General features: G+C 59.6%; 15 protein-coding genes. 9 read left to right on the top strand and 6 right to left on the bottom strand.

The window, feature by feature from the left end; translation table 11 throughout:
• Window positions 1–9: 9 nt before the first annotated feature.
• The gene (gene modA, locus MAF45_RS02700) at window positions 10–765 is read right to left on the bottom strand and encodes a molybdate ABC transporter substrate-binding protein (protein ID WP_237978011.1); all 756 of its coding nucleotides are present in this window, start codon (window positions 763–765) and stop codon (window positions 10–12) included.
• A gap of 143 nt (window positions 766–908) precedes the next feature.
• Here modA and MAF45_RS02695 point away from each other — a divergent pair, with 143 nt between their 5' ends.
• From MAF45_RS02695 to MAF45_RS02680, 4 genes are all read left to right on the top strand, one after another.
• Window positions 909–1712 carry a TOBE domain-containing protein gene (locus tag MAF45_RS02695; protein WP_237978010.1) on the top strand — a complete coding sequence of 268 codons (804 nt, stop codon included), beginning with the start codon at window positions 909–911 and terminating at the stop codon, window positions 1710–1712.
• A 170-nt stretch (window positions 1713–1882) separates the two neighbouring features.
• Window positions 1883–2572, top strand: coding sequence for a cytochrome c3 family protein (locus MAF45_RS02690; RefSeq protein ID WP_237978009.1), 690 nt, complete (start codon window positions 1883–1885; stop codon window positions 2570–2572).
• A gap of 202 nt (window positions 2573–2774) precedes the next feature.
• Window positions 2775–5432, top strand: a complete 2658-nt coding sequence (gene pepN, locus MAF45_RS02685; RefSeq protein ID WP_237978008.1) for an aminopeptidase N — start codon at window positions 2775–2777, stop codon at window positions 5430–5432.
• Between the two features lie 33 nt (window positions 5433–5465).
• A complete protein-coding gene (locus MAF45_RS02680) occupies window positions 5466–6473 on the top strand; it encodes a class 1 fructose-bisphosphatase (protein WP_237978007.1) in 1008 nt (335 codons plus the stop codon).
• 70 nt (window positions 6474–6543) lie between these two features.
• Here the strand turns inward: MAF45_RS02680 and MAF45_RS02675 are convergent, their stop codons facing one another.
• Complete coding sequence (locus tag MAF45_RS02675; protein ID WP_237978006.1) at window positions 6544–7050, bottom strand: hypothetical protein; 507 nt, start codon at window positions 7048–7050, stop codon at window positions 6544–6546.
• A 225-nt stretch (window positions 7051–7275) separates the two neighbouring features.
• On the opposite strand from MAF45_RS02675, the gene upp reads away from it, so the two are divergent.
• The 4 genes from upp (at window position 7276) to larC (ending at window position 12315) form a co-directional block, all read left to right on the top strand.
• Window positions 7276–7929, top strand: coding sequence for a uracil phosphoribosyltransferase (upp, locus tag MAF45_RS02670; RefSeq protein ID WP_237978005.1), 654 nt, complete (start codon window positions 7276–7278; stop codon window positions 7927–7929).
• A gap of 245 nt (window positions 7930–8174) precedes the next feature.
• Window positions 8175–8975 (top strand): succinate dehydrogenase/fumarate reductase transmembrane subunit, encoded by an 801-nt coding sequence (locus tag MAF45_RS02665; RefSeq protein ID WP_237978004.1) that lies wholly within the window; start codon window positions 8175–8177, stop codon window positions 8973–8975.
• Window positions 8976–9617: 642 nt separating this feature from the next.
• The gene (locus tag MAF45_RS02660; protein WP_237978003.1) at window positions 9618–10970 is read left to right on the top strand and encodes an anaerobic C4-dicarboxylate transporter; all 1353 of its coding nucleotides are present in this window, start codon (window positions 9618–9620) and stop codon (window positions 10968–10970) included.
• A 112-nt stretch (window positions 10971–11082) separates the two neighbouring features.
• Window positions 11083–12315 (top strand): nickel pincer cofactor biosynthesis protein LarC, encoded by a 1233-nt coding sequence (larC, locus tag MAF45_RS02655; protein ID WP_237978002.1) that lies wholly within the window; start codon window positions 11083–11085, stop codon window positions 12313–12315.
• Window positions 12316–12328: 13 nt separating this feature from the next.
• Here the strand turns inward: larC and MAF45_RS02650 are convergent, their stop codons facing one another.
• The 4 genes from MAF45_RS02650 to MAF45_RS02635 form a co-directional block, all read right to left on the bottom strand.
• Window positions 12329–13177, bottom strand: a complete 849-nt coding sequence (locus MAF45_RS02650) for an adenine nucleotide alpha-hydrolase family protein (RefSeq protein WP_237978001.1) — start codon at window positions 13175–13177, stop codon at window positions 12329–12331.
• Complete coding sequence (larB, locus tag MAF45_RS02645; RefSeq protein WP_237978000.1) at window positions 13174–13836, bottom strand: nickel pincer cofactor biosynthesis protein LarB; 663 nt, start codon at window positions 13834–13836, stop codon at window positions 13174–13176. Before larB ends, MAF45_RS02650 begins: the two co-directional genes overlap by 4 nt.
• A 239-nt stretch (window positions 13837–14075) precedes the next feature.
• Window positions 14076–15356, bottom strand: coding sequence for a nickel-dependent lactate racemase family protein (locus MAF45_RS02640; protein WP_237977999.1), 1281 nt, complete (start codon window positions 15354–15356; stop codon window positions 14076–14078).
• Between the two features lie 32 nt (window positions 15357–15388).
• Window positions 15389–16084, bottom strand: a complete 696-nt coding sequence (locus tag MAF45_RS02635) for a LuxR C-terminal-related transcriptional regulator (RefSeq protein ID WP_237977998.1) — start codon at window positions 16082–16084, stop codon at window positions 15389–15391.
• Window positions 16085–16468: 384 nt separating this feature from the next.
• Here MAF45_RS02635 and MAF45_RS02630 point away from each other — a divergent pair, with 384 nt between their 5' ends.
• On the top strand, window positions 16469–17218 hold the full coding sequence (locus MAF45_RS02630) for a YebC/PmpR family DNA-binding transcriptional regulator (protein ID WP_237977997.1): 750 nt from the start codon (window positions 16469–16471) through the stop codon (window positions 17216–17218).
• Window positions 17219–17231 lie beyond the last annotated feature (13 nt).

The following is a 17231-nucleotide window of genomic DNA, read 5'->3' as shown; positions in this document are numbered from 1 at the left end:
AACCCCGGCTTACTTGACGGCGTAGCCGTAGTCGAGCTTCACCTTATTGGCTTCATGGGAGCGCAGGAACTGCATGAACTGCTTGGCCGCCGCGCTCTTCTCGCCGTGCTTGAGCAGCACAGCATCCTGCTTGATCGGCTTGTAGTACTGAGCCGGGACGATCCAGCCGGAGCCCGAGGTCAGCTTCCCGTTCTTATATACCTGGGAGAGGGCGACAAAGCCCACCTGGACGTTGCCGGTCTTCACGAACTGGAAGGTCTTGCCGATGTTGTTGCCGGTCACGAATTTCGGCTTGTACTGGTCGAGCAGATGAAGGGCCTCGAGGGTCTGGTAGGCAGCCTCTCCATAGGGAGCGAGCCGCGGATCGGCCACGGCGCACTTGTCAAACTTCATTTCCTTCACAGCCTTGCCGGCGGCGTCCACCCGGGAAGGGTCGGCAGACCAGAAGACGAGCTTGCCCTGGGCATAGGTAAAGGAGGAGCCCTTCACGCCCATCCCTTCGGCCTCGATCTTAACCGGGGTCTTGGCATCGGCGGCCAGCAGGATGTCAAACGGAGCGCCGTTCTTAATCTGGGCGTAAAAAGCCCCGGTGCTGCCAAAAGAGAGCTTCACTTTGTTGCCGGTCTGTTTTTCGAACACCGGAGCAAGATCTGTTGCCGGCGCAGTGAAGTTGGCGGCAATGGCCACATGGATCTCTTCGGCCTGGGCGGGAAGAGTCACTGCGAGGACGACAGCCGCAGCGACGGCGGCGCAAAGCTTCTGCATGGAAATCTCCTTACAATGAATAGGGCTGAATATTGCCTTATTCAGCATACGCTATTCGTTTTTAGAATAAATTCATTCTACAGCAAAGTCTCTCCCTTATTGCCATGTCCGAAAATTTTTCCAAGCCCCCCGTCCCGCCGGAAATGCCCCCTGCCGAAGGCGGCGGGGATCTGAATTCAGCTGCTTCGCTTTCGCTTGCACGCTCCCTGTCGGCTGTCAGCGACAGAAGAATCGACATCCTGAGGCGCATTGGGGAGACCGGGTCCATTTCCGAGGCCGCGCGCGCCTCAGGGATCTCCTACAAGGCCGCCTGGCAGGCCCTTGAGTCCCTGGAAAACCTTGCAGGAGGGAAGCTGGCAGAAAAAGCAGTCGGCGGCGCAAAAGGCGGCGGCACCAGGCTCACAGCTACAGGCCGGCAAGTGATCCGGATCTCCGACCGCCTCGCCCAGGCCCGGGCCCAGATCCTCGCCGGATTTTCTAGGGAAGACCAGTCGCTGGCCGAGCAGCTTCACACGGGCAGCCTTCTCACCAGCATGAGGAATATTCTGCCCTGCACGGTCGAGGACATCCACCACGGACCGGCCCAGGTCGTCGTCTATCTGCGGCTCGACGAGCACAACATCATCAAGTCCTCCATCACGCAGGAAAGCGCCCAGCTGCTGGGCGTTTCCATCGGCATGCGCATGCTCGCCGCCGCGAAGGCGACGGCCATCGACATCGCAAGGATGTTCCCCGACGAACGCTATGAGAACATCCTCAGGGGAACGGTCACCCGCTGCGCCCGATCTGAAAAGGGCGGCGAGGTCACCCTGAAGCTACCCAGCGGGCTCCTTGTTGTCGGCTTTGCCCGCCGCGGCCACAAGCTAAGCATGGGCATGGCGGCGGAAGCATCGGTTCCCTCTAAGGCAATTGTCTTAGGACTAGTTTCAGCAGCGCCAAAAGCTTAAATCATCCTTAAATTGTTTGATCATGATCAAGTGCTGAGCGCACAGATTCAAAAAACAAGGGCCTATGATGTCGGCTGAGCCGGATATGGAGAGGTCCGCCTCTGAAAACATAAGTTTTTAAAAGAAAGCAAGCCCAATCTGTTGGCTTGAAATTTCTAGGAAATTTGATCATGAAAAACTGCAAAAAAGGCACCATCCTTATCGGCCTCGTCGGTGCTGTCATCGGTCTTGTCGCTTTCGGTGTGTTCAACTCCGTAGTCCACTGGGCCGGCTCCACCCAGTTCTGCGGCACTTTCTGCCACACCATGGATTATGTCTACGCAGCCTACCATCAGGGGCAGCACTTCAAGACCCCGTCCGGCGTAACCGCGGGCTGCTCCGACTGCCATCTGAAATACGGCGCCCAGCACAATGTCGGCGGCTTTGAGTACATTGGAATGCTCGCCCACAAGGCTCAGTCCGGCACCCATTCCTTCATCGGCCAGGTCACCGGCTCGATTTCCACGTTTGACAAGCAGAAGGAGAAGGCTCCCGAGATGAGCAAGAGCGTCACCCAGTGGATGGCTTCCACCGGCTTCCAGAACTGCCGCTCCTGCCATGATCTGTCGAAGATGAAGAACGACAAGAACCCCGATGTCGCCGCCTTCCACGCTGTCTTCGCCAACGACAAATCCGCCAACTGCCTTGAGTGCCACAAGACGGCCGGCCATAATTACGCGAACATCAACACCCAGGCTGACGCCGATGCGATCATCGCCGGCAAGGCTCCGGCTGCCGCCGCCTCAGAGGCCGCTTCTGCCTCTGACGCCGCTTCCGCCGCAGCCTCTGATGCCGCTTCCTCTTCCGCCGCTGCCAAGTAATCCGACGGCACGGCTCTGAAGCCGGCAGCGCCCGTCAGGGCGGACAGTCCCCAGAAGGTGAGACACTTTCTGGGGATTTTTGTGTCCCAAAGGGACGCCCGGAGAGTTCTCAAGGAAGCAGAGGAGCTTCTGAAGTGCCGTACAGGGATCCTTCTTGTCTTTAGAATGAGAAAACCGCTGTCATTGTTGGAGTTTTGAAAGCATGAGTTCGTCCGTTGTCTACCGTTCTGATTACAAAGCGCCCGACTACCGCATTGAGTCCGTAAACCTTGTTTTTGACCTGGATCCTCAGACTTCAACGGTATTCAACACCATGAAGGTGTCTCCCCTGGGGGCGCAGCCCATTGAACTTGTTCTGGATGCCGACGGGCTCGAGCTGGTGTCCATCTACGAAAACGGTGTGCAGCTGCCGCAGAAACGCTACAGCCTCACTGACAAGTCGCTCACCGTGCACGGCATCGACAAGCCGGTGACTCTCACCATCGTCAACAAATTCCATCCGCTGGCCAACACGCTGCTGTCGGGCATCTATATCTCCAACGGCAACTTCATGTCCCAGTGCGAATCCCAGGGATTCCGCCGCATCACCTACTTCCCGGACCACCCGGACATCCTCACCCACTTCCACGTGGAAATCCGCGCAGACAAGGAAAAATACCCTGTCCTGCTGTCCAACGGAAACCTGGTTCGCCGCGACGAGCTTGAAAACGGGCGGCACCTCGCCGTCTGGGACGACCCTTCGCTCAAACCCTGCTATCTGTTCGCGCTAGTCGCCGGCAATTTCGTCAAGCGCGAGGAAAAGATCAAGCTCGCCAATGGCAAGGACTGTCTGCTGCAGGTCTGGGTGGAGCCCCAGAACAAGGACCGCACGGCTCACACCCTCGAGTCCATCAAGAAGGCCATCCGCTGGGACGAGCAGCGCTGGGGCCTCGAGTACGACCTCGAGAGGTTCATGTTGGTGGCGACCGATGACTTCAATTTCGGGGCCATGGAGAACAAGGGTCTCAACATTTTCAACACCCGCTACGTCCTCGCCTCCCCTCAGATCGCCACGGATCTGGACTACTTCAACATAGAGTCAGTGGTCGGCCACGAATACTTCCACAACTGGACGGGAGACCGGGTGACGCTCCGAGACTGGTTCCAGCTCACGCTGAAGGAGGGGCTGACCGTCTTCCGCGACCAGGAGTTTTCGCGCGACATGCTGGGCAAGGCGGCGGCCATCAAGCGCATCATGGACGTGCGTTTCCTGAGGTCCCGGCAGTTCCCTGAGGACGCGGGCCCGATGGCCCACCCCGTTCGCCCGGAAAGCTATCGCGAAATCAACAACTTCTATACAACGACGGTTTATGAAAAGGGTGCAGAGATTTACCGAATGCTCCAGACCCTTCTCGGACGGGAGAAATTCAAGGAAGGCCTCAGGCTGTATCTGGAGCGCAACGACGGCCGGGCTGCGACCTGCGAGGACTTCATTAACGCGATGGCGCAGGCGAGCGAGCGGGACCTGGGGCAGTTCTTCCGCTGGTACGGCCAGGCGGGCACCCCGCGAGTGACCGTCAAGAGCTTCTGGGACCCCGAAGCGCACACCTACACGCTGGTCGCGAGCCAGAGCACGCCGGAGACTCCCGGGCAGACCGATAAAAAACCGTTCCTGATCCCGCTTGCCGTCGGACTGCTCGATCCCTCCGGAAAAGACATCCCGCTGCAGCTCGAAGATGAAACAGAGCCTGCGGGCACGACGCGCGTCCTTGAGCTGCGTGACGCAGAAAATGAATGGACTTTCGTCAACATAGATGCAAAGCCCATCCCGTCCCTGCTTCGTGATTTTTCGGCTCCCGTCATTCTCAACTATCCCTACTGCCGCAGCGAACTCGCTTTCCTCGCGCGCCACGATTCTGATCCGTTCAACCGGTGGGACGCCATGAACCGGCTGATGCTCGAGGCCCTGAACGACATGGTCGACGCGATTGAGACCGGGGCCCGCCCGAGCGTGGACCAGGATCTGCTGGCTGCCTTCGAGCAGATGCTGACAGACGAGAGGCTTGCCCCCGCCTTCCGCGCGATCTCGCTCACGCTGCCCGACGAGCAGCTCATCGGAGAGCGCCGCACCCTCATCGACCCCGAAGCCATACGCTCCGCCCGGGAAGAGCTGCGCTCCGTGATCGGACGCCGGTACTCTTCGGTCCTGCTGAAGATCGCCGAGAACTACCAGACGCCCGGCGAATACTCGCCCGACGCTGAGTCCGCCGGAAAGCGCGCCCTGAAGAATCTCGCCTTCAGCTACCTGCTGGCCGGAGGCAACCCCAAGGCGCTGCTTGCGCTGCGCAGTCAGTTCGAGCAGGCCAACAACCTGACGGACCAGCTCTCGGCGCTTACTTCCATCGTCAATTCCGCCAGTCCTGCGAAACTCGATATGCTGGTGGATGCTGCGCGGAAATGGAACGGCGTCCCCGTGCTGATCAACAAGTGGCTTACAGTGCAGGCTTCGGCCATCGCTCAGCCCGGGGAAGTACCCGTGCTCAGCAGAGTGCGCGAACTCATGGCCAGCGGGGCCTTCAACATTGCAAACCCGAACAGCGTCTATGCGCTGATCCTCGCCTTCTGCAACAACGCCCCGGAATTCCATCGCCCGGACGGATCGGGCTACAGGTTCTGGCTTGAGATGATTCAAAAACTCTGCAAGGTGAATGCCTTCATCGCGGCCAGGATTGCGAGGGTTATGGACAACTGGCGCCGCTACACCCCGGAGCGGGCCCGCCAGATGCACGATGCGCTGAAGCTCGCCGACAGCCTTCCCAATCTGCCCACCGGCGTCAGGGAGGTTCTTGACAAGGCCCTCGGAAAACAGGCCGGCGAATGATGCACCTTTTTTCATGATTTAAGGAGATCCCCCATGGCTTTGATGACGCTTCACCAGTACCTAGTCCGCGAGAAGCGGGAAAACGGCGTTCCGGAAGAACTGGCCGAACTGATCCTTTCGGTCGCCGACGCCTGTAAGAAAATCCGCTCCAAGGTTACGGAAGGTGCGCTCGCCGGCGTACTCGGCATGGCCGGCACGGAAAACGTTCAGGGCGAAGACCAGAAAAAGCTCGATGTCATCAGCAACGAAATCATGTGCGGGGCCAACGCTCCCTCCGGCGCCCTCTCGGGCTTTGCCAGCGAAGAGATGACGGAGGTGATGGGCGTGCCCTCCGAGTATCCGGTCGGTCCCTACCTCATCCTGTTCGACCCGCTCGACGGCTCAAGCAACATCGACATCAACGCGCCGATAGGCACCATTTTTTCAGTTCTTCCGTGCCCGGGCGGAGCGAAGCGCAGCGTCACTGAGAAAGATTTCCTGCAGCCTGGCGTGAACCAGGTTGCAGCCGGCTACGCCATGTACAGCACTCAGACCCAGCTGGTCTTCACGCTGGGCCACGGCGTGTCCGCCTTTACCTTCGACCCTGCGGTCGGCGAGTTCTACCTGACCCGCGAGCACATCACCGTTTCGCCGTCCACCGCCGAGTTCGCCATCAACTGCTCCAATATGAGGCACTGGCAAAAGCCGGTCCAGCAGTATGTGAAGGAGCTTCTTGCGGGCGAGACCGGACCGAGAGGAAAAAATTACAACATGAGGTGGGTGGCGGCCATGATCGCCGAAGTTCACCGCATCCTGAGCCGCGGCGGCATCTTCATTTACCCAAGGGACGATCGCATTCCTTCGCGTCCCGGGAAGCTGCGGCTGATGTACGAGGCCAACCCGATGTCCCTGCTGATGGAGCAGGCCGGGGGACGGGCTACCAACGGCCTGCAGCGCATCCTGGAGATCCAGCCTGAGAAAGTCCACCAGCGCGTGGCCGTCTTCATGGGCTCCTCCGAAGAGGTCGACTATGTCACGGGGCTGCACCGCCGGCAGGACTGATGCTGCCCGGAAAGCCGGAAACTGACTTTCGGCCGGGGAAGCTCCTGAGCTTCTCCGGCCTCCTTTTTATTCAGATCAGCCGCTGGTCGGACAGCTCCTCCAGCCTCGCGGCCGTTTTCCCGAGAGAGTCCTGGCTTTTCTTCATCTCGGCCAAGACCGCCTGCAGCTCCTGCAGCGTCTGATCGCCGCCCTGCAGCGCCGAGGCCAACGGCGCGGCCATCTTTTCATCCAGCCTCACAAGCCGCTGCTCCATCGCGTCGAGCCGGGCCTTCAGACTGTCCTCGAATTTGACGACCCTGGAGCCCTCCGCATTTTCCGCTTCCTCACGAGCCTTCCGGGCCTCGCGGTTCGCCTTCTGGAGGTCCACCAGCACGGTGGCCTGCTTCCAAAGCATCCACAGCAGGCAAATCAGGAACACGAGGCTGCCGCCCAGGATCAGCAACAGACCGAAGGGCGCATTCACCGTGAACAGGATGAAGCTCACGGGCATCGTGGTCATGATCGGCCCCCAGTTGGCGATCACAAAGAGCACGGATGCTAGGAAAACGATTAACACGGCGATAGATCTGAATGTCACTGGGCACCTCCCTTCCGGAACAGGCCTGGCCGAAAACGCGCCGCGGCCTTTTCTCTAATCCTAAAGCAAAGGGGGCAAACGTATGACAAATTACCCCCTCCAGGGGGATATTCATCTGCCGCCCGGCAAGCAAAGGCCCGCCTCTGCGAAGCTCCTTTGCCGGGGAAGGGACATGCCATTAGAATTTGCGCCAGCGGAATATCCGCAAACCTGAAGGAGAGAGCCTTGAACCTGAACACCCGTTACCCGCATCTGCATGTCATCGACCACCCCCTGGTGCAGCACAAGCTCTCCATCATGAGAAGCAGGAACTGCCCCACCAAGGACTTCAGGCAGCTGCTGCGCGAAATCTCCCTGCTGGTGGGCTATGAGCTTACGCGGGACTTCCCCCTGACCCGCCGTCACATCGAGACTCCTGTGGCCCCCATGGAGGCCCCGTTCCTCTCCGGGAAAAAAGTGGTCATCGTGCCCGTCCTGAGAGCCGGCCTCGGAATGACTGACGGACTGCTCGAACTGATTCCCTCAGCACGCGTCGGGCACATCGGGCTTTACCGCGATGAAAACAAGCAGCCGGTCGAATACCTAGTGCGCATGCCCAAGCACCTGGAGGATCGTACCTGCATCATTACCGACCCCATGGTGGCTACCGGCGGTTCGGCCGTCCATGCGGTCGATGTCCTGCTCAAGCGCGGCGTGTCCGAATCCAATATCCGCTTCATGTCCCTCGTGAGCGCTCCCGAAGGCCTCGACTTCTTCTTCCGGGCCCATCCCAGCATTGACCTGTACACCTGCGCCGTCGATGAAAAGCTGAATGAAAATGCCTACATCGTGCCCGGCCTCGGAGATGCGGGCGACAGAATTTTCGGAACCGTGGGCTGAAGAGATTTTTAGCAAAATTTAAGGGTATTTACCAATAAATCTGAAAATTAAAGCATTTTTATTTAGTATTTACCCTTAATTAAGACTTAAAAAAGGCCCGAGCGTTTGAAAATTACCCCGTTTATTTGATCTGAGTTAAATGATTAAGCCAGCCTGAAGAGCACAATGTTGATCACCGAAAAGCACTTTTTATACCAACGATAAGTCAGGCTGCAGAGATCAGCCTGTTATTTTGGAGATTTTCCATGCAGCTCCCAGACAATGTCCTGCGTGCCCACACCCCGACCGCTGAGGACAACATCAACGGAACCAACCTGAAGGACGCGAAGCGTCAGTCCCGCTGGACGGCTTGGGCGGACGTCACTCAGTCCGTCACCGGCGGTCTGCTCGCCCTGTTCCTGTTCTGCCACATGGCGTTCACCAGCTCCATCCAGATCTCCAAGGATCTTTTCTGGAACCTGGTGGCCACCTCCGGACTGACCTTCATCGGAGGAACGGAGCACGCCTGGGCCCACGTCATTTTCATCGGCTTCATCACGCTGCTGATCTGCCTGCACGGACTCACCGCCCTGCGCCGCTTTCCGAGCAGCTACCGCCAGTGCCGCGACATGAAGGGACACGTTCATCTCCTGCACCATTTCGACACCACGCTGTGGGCCGTCCAGATCCTGACCGCCGTCGTGCTGCTGGTGTGCGTCTTCCCGCACGTCATTTCCATGCTGACCAATCCGAGCGGAATTGGCCCGAACCTGTCCGGCATCCACGCCTATCACGACGGCCTGCTCTATACGCTGATCTTCCTGGTCGCCGCTGAGACTCACGGCCTGATCGGCCTTTACCGCGTCCTCGTGAAGTGGGGCATCTGGAAGGGCGAGCGCGAAGGCCTGCGCAAGGCGATGCTCGTGATCACCGCCCTGATGATTCTCTGCGGCGCCGCCACCGCCTGGAAGTTCTACAGCATCGGCGCCCAGCTGGTCAACGCGGGCCAGACTACGAAGTACGAGCCCGTCAATCCCTGGTATGAAATCGATCAGATGCAGAAATAAACTTCCAGCCTGCTGATTCGGCAGATCCCCTTCGGGCACTAGCACGAAGGGGATTTTTTTGACGCCGCATTTTGAAGTGGTATTGGTTTTTTGGACACGAAAGAGACAGAGACAATGGCCTTGCCGCTGAAAAAAGCCTCCTGCACAGCGCCGAGCCAAAAATCCCGGCCGCGTCGGTCCCGGCCTTCAAATGACGAGCGTACGCGACAGGCTCCTTCATGCCGAAAAAGCTTTGCGGGCGGAAGTCCCTGAGCCCTGACAAGGGCAAGGTAGGGTAGTGCTGTATACATTAGGTGGTATACCGGTAAAACCAGGCCCAACGTCTGTCTGCACTCCGGATGAACATCCGCCCGCACTCGGGTGGGTGCACGAAGGCCTCCTGGCGCAGTCCCCGCCGCTGCCGCCTAAGCAGTTCAACGCGGTGAAAACGCCCGGGCATGCCTGTATCTAGGGCGTTTATGTCCGTACTTAAAAATATGGACTAGGCAATTCATATTAGTTTTTTAGTCCTTAGTCATAAAAAGTAACTGAATATTTCTTAATCATCCGTTTTATGTCAAGGCTTAGTCATTTTTTCTTATCGTTTGCTACCACTTTATGAGAAACTTTGTTCTGTCTGATTCACCTCGGAGAAGAGAAAAAATGATTCCAACAGTATTCTGGATAGAGCTGTGCGTCATTCTCGCCGCATTGTTTTATGGTGCTCGCAAGGGTGGTATGGCTCTGGGCCTGGTTTCAGGTATCGGCCTGCTGATTCTGGTCTTCGTCTTTCATGTGAAGCCCGGCACTCCGCCGGTCTCCGTGATTCTGACCATTCTGGCCGTGATCATGGGCTCGGCCACGCTGCAGGCTTCAGGCGGCCTTGACTGCCTGCTGCAGGTTGCTGAAAAGGCTCTTCGCTCTCATCCTCGCCTGGTGGTGTACATCGCCCCGTACTGTGCCTGGATCCTCACGATCCTCTGCGGCACGGGACACACGGTCTACACGCTCCTGCCGATTATTTACGACGTCGCCATCAAGACCGGCATTCGTCCGGAGCGCCCGATGGCAGCCTCTACGATTGCCGCTCAGATGGGCATCATCTGCTCGCCGGCTTCCGTGGCGCTCGTCTCCGCCGTTGCTATTTTGGACGGCCACGTCCTGCCTGACGGAAGCACCGTCGACATGATGAAGATCCTCTCCGTGACGGTCCCTGCCGGCGCCATCGGCGTGTTCGCCGAGGCCACGTACTCGGTGTTCCGCGGCAAGGACCTGGACAAGGATCCGGAATTCCAGAAGCTGATTTCCGATCCGGAGCAGAAGAAATATGTCTACGGTGATTCCGTGACCCTGATTGGCAAGAAGTTTGCCAAGTCCCAGTGGGCCGCCCTGTGGATCTTCCTCGGATGCGTTGCGATCGTGGCTATATTCGGCGCCGACAAGAGCCTTCGTCCCGTCTTTGGCGGAAAGGCAATGTCGATGACCCTCATCATCCAGATGATGATGCTGGTCGCCGGCGCTCTTATGGTGATCTTCTGCAACACCCGCGCTGCTGACGTCGGCAAGAGCTCCGTGTTCCGCGCCGGCGCCATCGCCATCGCCGCCGTGTACGGCGTTGCGTGGATGTCCGATACCCTCTTCCAGGCTCACCTGCCTGCCCTGAAGGCTTCGCTCACCGGTGCCGTCCAGACCTACCCCTGGCTCTATGCTGTCGTGCTGCTGGTGGTTTCCAAGTTTGTGAACTCGCAGGCCGCGGCCGTGGCCATCATCCTCCCGGTCGCGCTGCAGGTGGGCGTGCCCACCGGCATTGCGGTGTCCATGATCTCGGCCTGCTACGGCTACTACATCCTGCCGACCTATCCATCTGATCTGGCCGCCCTGCAGTTCGACCGTTCCGGCACCTGCCACATTGGCAAGTTCGTGATCAACCACTCGTTCATCATCCCGGGCCTGATCGGCGTGATTACCGCCACTCTCGTGGGGACGCTGATCGGCTGGCTCTATGGATGGCTCTGATCTGCCTGCTATTCCTCAATAAATCACATTACTGAGTGAATTCAGGCCAACAGCGGGACTCTTCACGGAAAGAGTCCCGCTTGTTTATTATGAAGTCCCCGGAAACCTTCCTTTGACTGGCACGACCTTGACCATGAATGTCCTTTACCTGCAGTGCGCCATGGGCGCCTCGGGAAACATGCTGACCGCCGCCCTGGCCTCTCTGCTGCCCGATCCTGCCAGCTTTGCCCGCGACATCAACTCACTCGGAATTCCCCGCGTCTGCGCTTCGCTTGAACGGGGCTCCTCCCGCGGCATGGCAGGCTGGAGGGCGAGAATAGAAATCGACGGCCGGGAGGAAGACGCCCAGCCCCGCAGCCACGGCTCCGCGCACGGCCACTCCCACGCGCGGTTCGATGAAATTCTCGGCTTCATCCGCTCTTTGCCCGTATCCGACAAGGTCAGAGCGAACGCCTGTTCGATATACCGCCGGATCGCAGAGGCCGAGGCGCAAGCTCACGGGTGCGCGCCGGGCGAAGTCCATTTCCATGAAGTCGGCACCGCCGACGCTGTCTGCGACGTGGTCTCGGTGTGTCTGCTCATGGAGCGGCTGAACCCCGGCAGAGTCGTCTGCTCGCCGGTCTGCGTCGGCAGCGGCCTCACCTACACCGCGCACGGCTTCCTGCCGGTTCCGGCCCCGGCCACAGCCAGCCTTCTTCACGGCGTCCCGTCTTATGGAAGCGACTTTCCCGGCGAACTATGCACACCCACAGGCGCAGCTCTGATTTCGCACATCTCGAATGCGTTCGGACCGATGCCGGAAATGACGCTGCTCAAGGAGGGCTGCGGCCTCGGCTCAAGGGAATTTCCCCAGCCCAACTGCCTCAGGGCGCTTTTGGGAACTGCCCCCGGCGGGGACTCCGAGACCGGCTCCTGCGACTCGGTCTGCGAACTGTCGGCCAACATCGACGACATGACCGCGGAGGACATCGCGCTCGCCCGGGACCTGCTGATTGACAACGGAGCCCTCGACGCATGGGTCATCCCCCTCGCCATGAAAAAGGGCCGTCCCGGCTCCATGCTCTGCGCCCTCTGCGCTCCCCCTGAGGCCGCCCAGATCAGACAGGTCTTTTTCAAGCATACGAGCACGCTCGGGGTCCGCAGCAGAATCCTCCAGCGAGCCGTCCTGGACAGAAGCATTGAAACCGTGAGCACAGCGCTTGGCCCCGTGCGGGTCAAGACCGCCCGGGGCTGGGGCACGGAGAAAACCAAGCCCGAATTCGACGACATAGAGCGGCTGGTGAGAAAAAGCGGCCTGAGCGCCGCTGAAGTGAGGGCGCTCGTGAGCAGGGGAAAAAAGGGCTGAGCGGGATCCAGCCTCAGCCCTGACTCTGACGGTCGTAGTAGCCTGAAAGCGTATCGAGAACCCTGCAGGCGAGACCTGAAAAATCCTCCGGAGCGGTGGAGACTGCAGCCTGACGGGCAGATTCCATCAGCGCCGGAGTGAGCTCTTTGGCAAAGGCTCTCGAAAAATGAAGCTCCGGTCGGCCCGGAGCCACCAGCCGCAGCCGGAAGGGCAACTGCGATGCGCCAGCCCGCCGGAGTACTTCTCTGACGGCCTGCTCCGCCCTCTTCAGCTTCAGCAGCGTCCCGACCGTCGGGGCGCGCCCGTAGGGCAGCCGCGTGAGAAGGCACGGCTCCGGGAGCTGATCCGGACGCTCCATTCCGGTTTCAGCCGCGAGGAAATGAATCTCCGGCTTGCCGAGCCTCGCCTCCTGTAGGGGCGACTCGATGCCGAGCTCCTTCAACGCACGGATTCCCGGTCTCCACACCCCGGGGCTCACGTCCGAGTGGTTCGTTCCGTCGCATACGGGCAGGCCTTCGGCCTCCCGCCGGATAGCGGAAAAGGTGGCCTTCTTGCATCCGTAGCAGCGCTCGCGCGTACCCCGGGCCACCTCTTCGACATCCAGGGGGTCAAGCTCTATGAGCTTAAGTCTGAAGCCCTGGCGGCGGACCCACGAAAGTGCAAGATTCTCATCGCCTCCCACGTGAACGCCCGTCACATGGATCAAAAGGGGCTTAAAGCCCAGAAGCCCCGATGCATGCGAAAGAAACCGGCTGTCAAGGCCGCCGGAGTACGCAAGAGCGAACCGGCGCCCAGGGGCGACGCGCTGCAGGACGACGCGCAGCCGCTCCATCAGCTCTGCGCCATTTAGAGCAAGTGTCATGAGGCCCCCAGATTCAGTATCCGCGCCGCCGCGCAGGCCGCGCCGTAACCATTGTCGATATTGAAAGTGGACAGCCCCGGAGCGCAGGAGCAGAGCATCGCCGAAAGCGCGGTCTCCCCGGCCCGGGCCGCCCCGTAACCCACAGAGGTCGGCACGCACAGAAGCGGCCGCGAGGTGAGCCCGCCGAGTACGGAGGCCAGGGCGGCGTCCAGCCCGGCGCAGCAGATGACGACCGAGCAGGCATTTATTTCCTCAAGCCGCTCCTGCAGCCGCCACAGCCCGGCCACGCCGCAGTCCTCGAAATACCGGTGCTTGATTCCCAGGTATTCAAGCGTTCGTCCCGCCTCATGCGACACGGCGGCGTCCGAGGTCCCGGCAGTCACAACGGCCACTTCGCCGCGCACCGCGCCTTCAGGCTGCAGCGAGTCGCCATAGGCCGTGCGCGAGAGAGGATCGTAATCGTAAAGGCGTCTTATCTCCAAAGGGGCGGCTTCGAACCGTTCGGGGGCCAGACGGGTAAAAAGAACGGGGCGCCCGCTGCCGCGGACGAAGCGCTTCAAAAGGGTCATGAGGCTCGCGTCATCCTTGCCCTCACAGAAAACAGCCTCCGGAAGGCCGACGCGACTGCGCCTGTCGTAGTCAAAACAAATGGTGCTCAAAGAGATCTCTCCTTGCCGGCCGAGAGAACCTGTGCCGCAGGGCTGCTTCAGACGCCCGGGCTTCAGGGACCGTACCCACTTTAAAACAAACGCCGCAGGGCCGCGAGACCGCCAGCTCGGGGCTAGCGCCCCATGAAGAAAAAGCAGCGGGATCTTCTCCCGCTGCTTCTGCCGGGAGCCCCGGCTCCCAGGTTGTATCCTTCACAAAAAAAACAGGAGCGAGAAAGCGCCGGGCGAGCCTACTTCACGAGGCGGGGAACCGTCAGGGAGCCTTCCGGCATCAGGATGACGCTTGGCCTTTCACCCACATACTGCTTCGCGCACTCGAGCGCCTCAGGCACCGAGCTCACGGCTGCGGTGAAAAGCATATCCTTCGCCATCTGGCGATCCAGCCGGGTCACCAGAATGAATTTCGCCTTTTTCATGGGGCGCGTGATGGCAAAGGCCTTGTTAGCGCCGATGACGAAATTCTCGCGCAGCTCGGCCTCAATCGCCTGCGGAGTCTTCAGCCTCCTGAAGGTCTCCTCGAGCTTGGCCGAGCCGCTGCCTTCCTCGCAGTCGGCCAGCAGGACCACCACACCGCCCTGCCGCACGGCCAGCGCGGCGTTGTCCATGGTTTTCTGCATCTGGTATACATTGATGTCCTTCGGATAGCCGCCGCAGGAGGCGATGACCAGATCCGCCTCCTGTTTGATTGGGGCGCCGTACACCTCGTCGACAAAACGGCAGGCCTCCTTGTGGGCCGCGATGTAATCGCCGGCGAACATCTTCAGGAACTGGTGCTTTGCATTGAGGATCGCATTAAAGAGAAACAGCGAGCGGCCCTTCGCAAAACGCGCCACGCCTTCCATCTGGTCCTCGTAGACCGGATTGCCCGTCGTGCGGCCCAGGCCCGCGTTCGGGTCAAGCATGAAGCTGTGGTTCTTTCGGACCGTCTCCATCGCGGCGCACCCCGGCAGAATAGCCTTCCTGCCACCGCCGTAGCCCGAGAAATAATGATGGACGATGGTACCGGTCAGAATGACGTGGTCGACGTCGCACAGGTGCTTGTTGATGAGAACGGGCGTTCCGCGCGAAGTCTGGCCAAAATAGCGGAAGTCCTCGTCGGCTCTGCAGTCCGAGTTGTACATTTTCAGCCGGGAGGCCACGTCCTCTCCGACCGCCTGAACCATCTCTTCATGAGTCATCAGGCGGTGCGTGCCAAGCGAGAACACAATCTTCATATTCTCATCGGGCACGCTCAGCCGGTTCATCTCGTTGACGAGCACCGGCATGAAGTCAAAGGAGTTGGCCACGCGTGTAGGATCGTTGCAGATAAAGGCAACGGTCTGCCCCGGCTTCACAATATCGTCAAGAGAGGGACAGCCGATCGGGTGCCTGATCGCCTCAAGCACCCCGGCCTTCACGTCCTGCATCACCGGGTACTCCTCGGTGCGGATCTCCTGCAGGACAAGATCCTCGTCAAGGTCGAACTTCATCCGGCCGCGGCCGTATGCGAAATCATACTGTTTGGTCGTCATCTCAACTTTCCGTTAGGCTAAAAATCCATTGATCAAAACTTTCTTCCGGGATCCGGCACTCCCGCCCCGGGGCTTCTGAACCCGCGCTCGCTCGCCCAGACAGCGGCCTCGACGCGCGAGCGGAACCCCAGCTTCTTGAGCATGTGCTTCACATGCACCTTCACCGTCCCGTCCGTAATGGACAGCCGAGCGGCAATGGCCTTGTTGCTCAGTCCGCTGGCAATGTAGCCGAGCACCTCCTGCTCGCGCGAGGTGAGGCTGTCCGTATTTTTCTCCTCGTTTTCGGTCCCGCCGTTGCGCAGGGTAAGAGCGAGGATATTGGTGAGGCTGTCGCTGATCACCATCTGGCCCTGAAGGACCCTGTGCACCAAGGTGACCATCTCCTCCGGGGTATGGTTCTTTGTCAGAAAACCGTCTGCCTCCATCCGGATGGCCGCCATCAGCTCATCGTTGAAGCGTCCCTGCAGCAGCATGATGCCCTTGCAGGCAGGCTGCTGCTCCTTGACAAACTGCAGCAGATCAAGCGCGGCGTGATCCGGCAGCGACAGATCCAGAATCACGAGCTTCAGCCTCCGCGCGGAGACTTCCTGACGCGCCTCCTCTACCGAGCCGGTGCTGTAGACTTTCGGAGCAAGCCCCTGTTTTTGAAGGAGATCAGCAAGGGCAAGGCGGTATATCGGGTTTTCATCCACGATCAGAATGGTTTTCTGGCTATCGTCCGCTCCCATATGAAAATCCTTGTCTGAAAAAACGCTCCCGCCTGCCGGCCGGGCATAAGCCGGGCATCAGCCCCAGGCGAATTTCTGCGCCGGCAGGCATGGAATCGCGCACAAATGTCACTTAAGCAATAGAAGGTTACTACTTTAGTAGTCGTCTGTTCAGCAGTCAAGGCATACTCAGATCAAGATATTTGAAAGTATTCCGGGGCTGCCGCCGCAAAACAGAGGTCGGGGGAAAATTTCTCCCCCTCCCCCATAAGAGGAATGAGAAGTTCCAAAGATTTAATACGCCGCGGGCTTTTAGTGGCTAAAATACCGGCACTTGTTTATTTTTTCCTTTATGAACTGGGGCGGCTTTTCCGCCTCTGTCCATCGTTTTATACAGGTAGAATCATGTCCGGTCATTCCAAGTGGGCCAACATACAGCATCGCAAGGGCCGTCAGGACGCCAAGCGTTCAAACATCTGGACGAAGGTCGTCCGCGAGATCATCATCGCCGCCCGCGTCGGAGGAGGCGGAGACCCCGACATGAACCCGCGCCTGCGCCTGGCTCTGCAGAAGGCGAAAGCCGCCAACGTGCCGAAGGACACCATCAAGAACGCTATCCTGAAAGGCACCGGACAGCTCGAGGGAGTGAACTACGAGGAAGTCCGCTACGAAGGGTACGGTGCCGCCGGCGCCGCTCTCATCATCGACTGCACCACGGACAACCGCGTCCGGACGGTGTCTGACGTCCGCCACATCCTCACCTCCAACGGGGGCTCGCTGGGAACGGAGGGCTCCGTCGCCTTCATGTTCAAGCACTGCGGACTCATCGTCCTGCCCTCCGGCTCCGATGAGGACAAGGTGATGGAAGTGGCCCTCGAGGCCGGCGCGGAAGACGTGGTGGCCAACGAAGACGGAACCCTCGAAGTAATCACTCCGCCGACGATTCAGGAATTCGAAGCGGTGCAGAAAGCCCTGGAAGGCGCCGGCTTTACCCCTGAGTATGCAGAGATCACCATGAAGCCGGTCAACGAGACCGTTCTGTCCGGCGAGGATGCGGTCAAGATGCAGCGGCTCATCGACGAGTTGGAAGACAACGATGACGTGAGCAAGGTCTACTGCTCCGCCACACTCGATCTTCCCGAAGAAGAAGCCTGATCCGAGAAGCCCC

Origin of the sequence: Mesosutterella porci (assembly GCF_022134585.1) — a bacterium.
Taxonomy (GTDB): domain Bacteria; phylum Pseudomonadota; class Gammaproteobacteria; order Burkholderiales; family Burkholderiaceae_F; genus Mesosutterella; species Mesosutterella porci.
This window is presented reverse-complemented; position numbering and strand designations above follow the sequence as displayed.